This window comes from Paenibacillus sp. PAMC 26794 (assembly GCF_000316035.1).
Taxonomy (GTDB): Bacteria; Bacillota; Bacilli; order Paenibacillales; family Paenibacillaceae; genus Paenibacillus.
This window is the reverse complement of sequence record NZ_ANHX01000004.1, coordinates 411,171-418,501: the sequence shown is the minus strand read 5'-3', so window position 1 is coordinate 418,501 and position 7,331 is coordinate 411,171. Positions and strand designations below refer to the sequence as shown.

Below are 7,331 nucleotides of genomic sequence, written 5' to 3'. Positions count from 1 at the left end.
CGTCCGTTACGTTAATCGGTACGTTCGTAATTGGCCTTACGTTATGGTCCGTACGTTAGTACGCCTCGTTATGTCCGTTACGTATGCTACGTTATGCTCGTATGCTCGTATGCTCGTATGCTCGTATGCTCGTATGCTCGTATGCAACAGTTTACCGCTCCCCCCAGTGGAAAGCAAAGTCCATCCTGTGAAAATACATCAACCATATTGCACCATTCACACTATAGTTCATCCCTTAACTTCTATGAAAATGTCGGACTCCAGAAAAACCTATGTTATAATTAGTTGTCATGTTATTCCAATTATTCAATAAAATTAATACAGAAAGGTGTTCATACATGCTTGCCATTCTACTTTTGGGTTCACTTCTGCTTTTTAGTCTTTTATGGTACACCCTATACTTTATCTCCAAACGAAGCCATCATCCCGATCGCTTATCGGCGATTGTCCTGCGAATAATCTTAAGCATCTCAACTCTGGCACTCATCGTTCAAGTCTACATACTTAAAGGAAACCCGTATAACTTTATACTAATATTAGTATTTATCGCTTCGTTAATAGCCACTCGTTCTTTTAACGGTACGAATAAAACAGATAATTAAAAACAATAGGCCATGGCAGGCTCTATACTATCTGAAAATAATCCAAAAAGGCCAACCAGACGTTCCTGGTTGACCTCAAGTTCAAAATTTATGAGAAATTTCGCCTGATAAAATAACTTGGTGTGCAGCTCCAAGCATGGCAATAACTGTTGACCAAATTGCTGCCATAAGGAGAATACGTTTTGTCGTCCGGGTCGTAGAGCTCCCAGAAAGTGTCCGCTCCATCCTTTAACATACCGCCCCAATACCTTCGGATCTGCTCCAGTGCCTTCTCCTCTTCCCCGCACATAAGCAATGCATCAACATAATGATGAACCATGTACGGTGTGGTCATGCCAATAGCTTCTCCGTTACTCGTTAACCGATCAAGTAATTGCCGGGCCGCTGGAGCATCCATGATCTCAGCCAGAACCATCCATACTTGCGATGCCCAGGATACCTGTCTTTTTTCACCACTGACGAAAAAGCCCTGTTCACCATCCCACAGATATGTGAGGGCTGCTTGCTCAGCGTCTTTGATGTGTGCGTTAATCCATTCTTCATACTCCGGCAGCCCTAGTTCTCTGGCAATCGACCTTCCCCTTTTCATACTATAGATGAGCACTGCCTGAGCACCCGCCTGTTTATTTAATTCTTCATGCCAGTCCAGAAAACAATACCACGTATCATCATCCTGTACGATGCCCCGCTCATCGAGTCGTTTAAGCCCGATCTCAATCTGTTCTTGAGCGACCGGCCAAAGTTCTTCCAACGTTTCCCTGTCCTTCGTAGCTTCAAAATAGTCCCATAATGTCACAATAAAGAACAACGCATAGTCATATAGGTAAATGTCGTCCACGTACGGTTTCGGTTGTTCGTACAAACAGGCTCCTACCTGGCCTCCCTCCAATCTTGTTCCGGCAAAGAGATACAGACAGCGCTTGACCAGATCATTACAGCCGAATGTTTCATAATTGACGAGGGCCTGAAGGCGAAGATCTCCGATCCATAAACGTCGATCGCGCTTCGGTCCATCTTCGAATACCGTCTGCATGCAATCCCGGAGTGTCTTCACGGACACGTGATCCATTTCCAGCAGCTCCGTGTCGATACCTTCAGGCAATCGAGGTACTGTCCCTATGTCTGCTGAGGTCACCGTCATGCAATATATATCGTTAATTCGAATATCGTAACGGATCGACGTTTCTACCACCTCGATTTTCAGATACCGAAAGGCATAACGACGGTCCAGTGTTAGCGTGCCGGGTAACACGTCCACATTCACGATCTCATCCTGAAGCCATGAACGGCTAAGCCAACCCGAATATTGTGCAAAATCCTCACCGACCTCACAGGGCATTTCTCCAAATGTGAGCTTCAACCTGAGAGGTGCATCTGCATTACTGCGCTCGTTAAGAAGCGACAAGGTTAGATAACCGACGAGATGCTCTCCGAAATCCAGCGTTACACTGTCTCCCTTGCACAGCACTTGATCCGATAAGTGTTCTGCTAAGCCGAGTGGTTCGATACGCCATCCCTGAAAAGCCGACGCATCCGGAACTGCGCTCACGATATGTTCCGGATAGACCTTTTGCTGGCGAAGCTCCGGCATCAGACCCTGCGCTTTTTCCAGCCAGGCTGTGTTTATCACTTTTTCACTCATTGCAGTGTCCTCCTTATCCTTTGACCGCCCCAACGGTCATACCACCGATAAAATATTTTTGCAGAAACAGAAACGCCAGCAGCAACGGTAGCGCACACAGAAAGCACGCTGCAAACAGGACATTCCACTGCGTGGGGTTTTGCTGATCGCCCAAAAATCCGAGCATGGCCAGCGGTAACGGTGAATCTCCTGCGCTGGAAATAAAGATCATATTGAAGAAATAATCGTTCCAGATCCAGACACCTTGCGTAATAATGACCGAAACCGTTACCGGAATGAGTAAGGGGAACACGACGGTCCAGAACCGTTGGAATAATCCCGCCCCGTCGATGTGCGCCGCTTCTTCTACCTCCTCAGGCACACCGCTTCGAATAAAGCCCGTGTACAGGAAAGTTGAAAACGGCAGACTACACGTAATGAACATGAAAATAGGCGTATATTGATTCGTTGGGATATGCAGCGCATTGATCATTTGCACGATCGGTATCAATACCATTTGTGCAGGTACCACGAGTCCGGACAAAAAAAACAAATACATGAACTTGCTTAGCTTTGTCTTCAAACGGGCCATCGGGTAGGACGCCATCGCCGCAAACAGGACAACGAACACGACCGATACGCCGGTTAACACCACGCTGTTCCATAGTGCTTCCGGAAAGTGCATGCGGTCGAAGGCAGCCTTGTAACTTGCAAAGGACATCTCCCGGAACAGGACCAGCGGATTTGTGTTGTTGCTTGGATCTCGGAGTGATGTCGAAAAGGCAATAATTAACGGAATCAGGTTTAAGGCCATCACCAACAGCACGACGACCTGAACGGACCCTTTCCCCAAAACTTTACGAAGCGTCATGCCGACACCTCCCGTTTGTTCATTTTCAGGACAAAGACAGCGGTAATGACGATAATCACGGCAAAGGAAATAACGCCTAGAGCCGAAGCTTTACCAAAGAGCTGTTCGGTAAATGCCATCTTGTAGATGGTATAAATCAGCGTGTTGGTAGCCGTGCCGGGACCGCCATTCGTCATGATAAACGGGAAGTCGAACGCTTTGAGTCCATTGATCAGACTTAACGTCACGTTGATTGTAATTGCTGTTGCCAATAATGGAATCTTCACATGTCGTAGCAATCTCCATGAGCCGCAGCCATCAATCCGTCCGGCTTCCAACAGGTCGCTCGGAACAGTCTGTAGTCCTGCAAGGAAGATAATCATTGTCGTTCCGATCGTCTTCCAGATTTCCACGAAGATGATAGCATACAGCGCGGTCGAGTAATCACCCAGGAAATTCAGTTCATTTGCGATACCTAGTTTATCAAGAAAGGAAGAAATCAGTCCGTAATCCGGCATATAGACATAGCTCCACAAAAAGCCGACGACAATCGCACTGAACAATGTGGGAATATACGCCAGGGAACGGTAAATCCCGGTTCCTCTTATTTTCATGTTTAACAGCAAAGCCATTGCCAAACCGATGATATTGCCAGCTATGACGGTGACGAACGTATAGATCAGTGTATTTTTTAAAGAAATGCCCAGGATGTCGCTCCGGAACAATTCCTTATAGTTGTCGAAACCGATATAGTTATAGGCTTGGGCGTACCCGTTATAGTCCGTTATGCTGTACTGGAACAACCGCAGGATCGGGAAGATCCAGAAGGTCAGGTAGAAGATCAATGCCGGCAAAGCAAACCAGTACATGGACTTTTTCATTACAGTAGAGCTCATCCTGCTCCATCCTTTCCAAGAGGGCCTGCGGCAAGGGAAGAAGGACAATCATTCTCCCCTGTACAGCAGACAGCATCGTTTTGTTCTAGTTTTTCCACAGCTCTCTGAACTTGGTTTCCATGGCGTTTGCCACATCTTCTGGCGTTGTTTTCTGTCCAGCAATAATTTCAGCAAACTTTGCCTGCATGACGTCCGATACTCCGGCTGGCCACATCTGGTTGCTGAAGTAGACAGAATTCCCAGTTTGTTGATAGTTGTCATTCACTTCCTTAAACAATTCATTCTCAAGTTTTACGTCCTTATACACGCTAATGGAACTGTTGGCTTCCACAAATGCCTTGAACAGATCTGATTCACCATCGAACAGGTAGTTCAGTACTTCCTTGGCTACATCCAGGTTTGCCGATTTGGCGTTCAAAGCGTATCCTGCAGATGTTGCAGCAGATACAAACACCGGCTGTTCCGGCTCGTTACCTGGCAATGAGGCGAATCCGCGAGTAAATTCGGCAGCGCCTTTGGACTTCATGGAAGCATAGTCCCATGTTCCAGTAAAGGTCATGGCTGCTTGCCCATCGATGAACAACTGCGCAGATTGGGCACTTCCAATGCCAAGCGAGTTTTTCACCACATAGTTCTTGTCATAGAGCTCTTTGTACTTGGAGATCGTTTGAACCCACTTGGGATCAGTCAACGATCTTTCGCCTTTCTGGAGTTTTACATCAAAATCCATCTCATTTGGATAGACAACATTGGCAGCAATCGGGTACATACCGAATTGGATCATCCAAGGGTCCTTATCCCCCATCGCAATTGGAGTTACGCCCGCAGCCTGCAGCTTTTGACACAACTCCAGGAACGAAGGCCAATCCTTCGGAAACTCGGAATATCCGGCCTGCTGTAACAACTCCTTGTTGTAATAAACGCCGAGGAAGTCTAGTCCTTTGGCCACTCCATAAGGTTTTCCCTCATAGGACATATCTGCCTTCGCACCTTGGCTGATGTTGTCCCAGAACTTCAGATCGGATAGATCAGCAGCAAATCCTGCCTTTGCGAAATCATTGACGCCGCCAGCTGCATTCTTTGGAAAAATCAAGAACATATCCGGACCCTGTCCAGCCGCAAGCTTGGTACGTACGGATGTATTGTACTGATCATCAGGCAATTTCTGTACTTCAAGGGTAATGTTCGGAAACTTCTCTTTTACCAGACGCGGCAAGGTTTCCAACTCGAAATCCTCTCCATCAGACGCCTTGTTTCCCGATAGCATCATCGTCAACGTAATCGGCTTTCCTGATTCATCTGAACTCCCGTTGCTATTATCCGTACCGCTCCCCTCCTGACTACCGGAGCTGCATGCGCTCAGAAACATCATGAGGAGTACCAAGGTTAAAGGCAACAATCGTTTTCTATTTTTCATCTTGTCATTCCCCCGATTCATGTTTATTCTTGCTTTGTGCACATTCTCATCATACTGTGGGCAAAAGTGCATTTGTTTTGGCTCGTATGGTGCACTATTTTTAGAATTGACAAATGGCGGGAGGAGCACGTATGATTCTGTTCAACATCAAAACTAAACTTTTTCTGGTCCTCGTCCTCGTATCGATCGTGCCAATTATCGTTGTTTCTGTCAGTTCCTATCGCAGTTACACGAAGCTGGTGAATGAGCAGACCTCTCTCGTGACGTCGACAACTATAGGCAATTCTGTCAAGAGCATGGAGGAAATTTTGCAGAACATCGACCGGATCTCCGTCACACTCCTTCAGCAGTCTTCCAATGCAACCGCTTACAGTACTGTGAGTGATGAACTAATCAAGTTGAACGGTACCAACGATCAATATGAAATCTTCATGATCCGCAGCAAATTGAAATTGATCTTTGAAAACATTCTGCTTGGCTACAATTACATCAATGGTTTGTACCTTTTCACACCAGATGGCAAATGGATAAGCTATGGCAGTAGCGGCACAGACCTACGCCTCGATTATGTCGCACTTCGCGATGAGTGGTATCTAAATACGATCCAACGTAAAGGCGATTTGTATATTGGTGAAGTTGGCGTCAAACCTTACATCATTAACGCCAAGGAATCCATTGGCTTCTCCAGAGCTCTCTACGATCCCAACAACAACGAGTTCCTAGGCGTGTTTATGCTGGATTGCAGTATGAACATTTTTGACGGTCTAAAACGTAATCCGGCACCAAGCTTGTCCAATCTATATCTAGCAAACGACGCTGGCGAGATCTTGTACTCTAGCGACGGAAGTAGAGTTAGCACTCCTCTCTCCGATACGCTGGCTGCGGCAACGCATCAAGTCGGCAGCAATTCACAGTACAAATCCATCCAAGATAACATGATGACGGTAATCCAGAAGGTTCCGGGCCGCAATTGGAACGTGATTGCCAACATCTCTATGAATCGGCTGTATGAGGAGTACAATATCTCGCAAAAGTTGCTGTTCTACGTGGCCATAAGTTGTGCCGTCATTTTCCTTCTACTTTCCTTTTTCTTGTCCAACCTGATCACCAAACCCATCATCGAATTGACCAAACTGATGCGTAAAACCAAATCTCATCGTTTTGTGACCATCAAGCCTCAAGTAACGAGGCAAGTCGACGAGATTGGGATCCTTTACCATGAGTTCAACAAAATGATGAAAGATATCGATACGCATATCCGAGAAAGTTACCAGAATAAAATCCTCATGCTGGACTCCCAGATGAAGGCATTAGAAGCACAGATCAACTCCCATTTTCTCTACAATACGCTGGAGTCGATTAATAGCATTGCCGAGATCGAAGAAGTCGAGAGTATTGTGGTGATGACCAAGTCACTCGGGGACATGTTCCGCTACAGCATCAAAACGGACAGCGAGCTGGTCGCGGTCAGCGAAGAACTTCAGCATGTAGAAAACTACATGGCCATCCAGCAGATTCGGTATGGTGACAAGTTCGCGTTCAACCTTAATGTGGACCCGGAAATTCGAAGTCGTCGCATGCTGAAACTTCTGTTACAACCACTCGTGGAAAATGCCATCTATCACGGGTTGGAGAACAAACGTGGGAAGGGTTCCATTACCATTACCGGGTTGTTTCAGGGGGACAGCATCGTGTTTGAGATCTGGGACGATGGCGTCGGCATGTCCTCAACACAAGCGGAGGAACTTCGACAATTGCTCCAGCAGCCACCTGAATTCGTCGCCGTTGGTCAAAGGTATAAACAAAGCATTGGCATCAAAAACGTGCATTCACGAATTGCTTTGTATTACGGAGAGGGTTACGGCCTTTCGTTTCATACCGATTTGAATACAGGAACTCGAATTACACTCGAAATTCCGGCCAATTGGGAAAAGAGGTGACCAAA

Annotated in this window: 5 protein-coding genes; 1 reads left to right on the top strand and 4 read right to left on the bottom strand. The window is 46.5% G+C overall.

Features of this window, described 5'->3' with window-relative positions; translation table 11 throughout:
- Positions 1 to 690 precede the first annotated feature (690 nt).
- The 4 genes from D829_RS0103585 to D829_RS0103570 all read right to left on the bottom strand — a co-directional run bounded on the left by D829_RS0103585 (position 691) and on the right by D829_RS0103570 (position 5,386).
- On the bottom strand, positions 691 to 2,244 hold the full coding sequence (locus D829_RS0103585) for a family 78 glycoside hydrolase catalytic domain (protein WP_017687469.1): 1,554 nt from the start codon (positions 2,242 to 2,244) through the stop codon (positions 691 to 693).
- Between the two features lie 13 nt (positions 2,245 to 2,257).
- Complete coding sequence (locus tag D829_RS0103580; protein WP_017687468.1) at positions 2,258 to 3,094, bottom strand: carbohydrate ABC transporter permease; 837 nt, start codon at positions 3,092 to 3,094, stop codon at positions 2,258 to 2,260.
- Complete coding sequence (locus D829_RS0103575; protein WP_017687467.1) at positions 3,091 to 3,969, bottom strand: sugar ABC transporter permease; 879 nt, start codon at positions 3,967 to 3,969, stop codon at positions 3,091 to 3,093. Before D829_RS0103575 ends, D829_RS0103580 begins: the two co-directional genes overlap by 4 nt.
- 85 nt (positions 3,970 to 4,054) lie before the next feature.
- Positions 4,055 to 5,386, bottom strand: a complete 1,332-nt coding sequence (locus D829_RS0103570) for an extracellular solute-binding protein (protein WP_017687466.1) — start codon at positions 5,384 to 5,386, stop codon at positions 4,055 to 4,057.
- Between the two features lie 131 nt (positions 5,387 to 5,517).
- On the opposite strand from D829_RS0103570, the gene D829_RS0103565 reads away from it, so the two are divergent.
- Complete coding sequence (locus D829_RS0103565) at positions 5,518 to 7,326, top strand: sensor histidine kinase (protein WP_017687465.1); 1,809 nt, start codon at positions 5,518 to 5,520, stop codon at positions 7,324 to 7,326.
- Positions 7,327 to 7,331 lie beyond the last annotated feature (5 nt).

Bases quoted from the DNA above. Each gene is read 5' to 3' on its own strand.
- D829_RS0103570 (WP_017687466.1), bottom strand. From the start codon at position 5,386: ATGAAAAATAGAAAACGATTGTTGCCTTTAACCTTGGTACTCCTCATG.
- D829_RS0103565 (WP_017687465.1), top strand. From the start codon at position 5,518: ATGATTCTGTTCAACATCAAAACTAAACTTTTTCTGGTCCTCGTCCTC.
- D829_RS0103580 (WP_017687468.1), bottom strand. From the start codon at position 3,094: ATGACGCTTCGTAAAGTTTTGGGGAAAGGGTCCGTTCAGGTCGTCGTG.
- D829_RS0103585 (WP_017687469.1), bottom strand. From the start codon at position 2,244: ATGAGTGAAAAAGTGATAAACACAGCCTGGCTGGAAAAAGCGCAGGGT.
- D829_RS0103575 (WP_017687467.1), bottom strand. From the start codon at position 3,969: ATGAGCTCTACTGTAATGAAAAAGTCCATGTACTGGTTTGCTTTGCCG.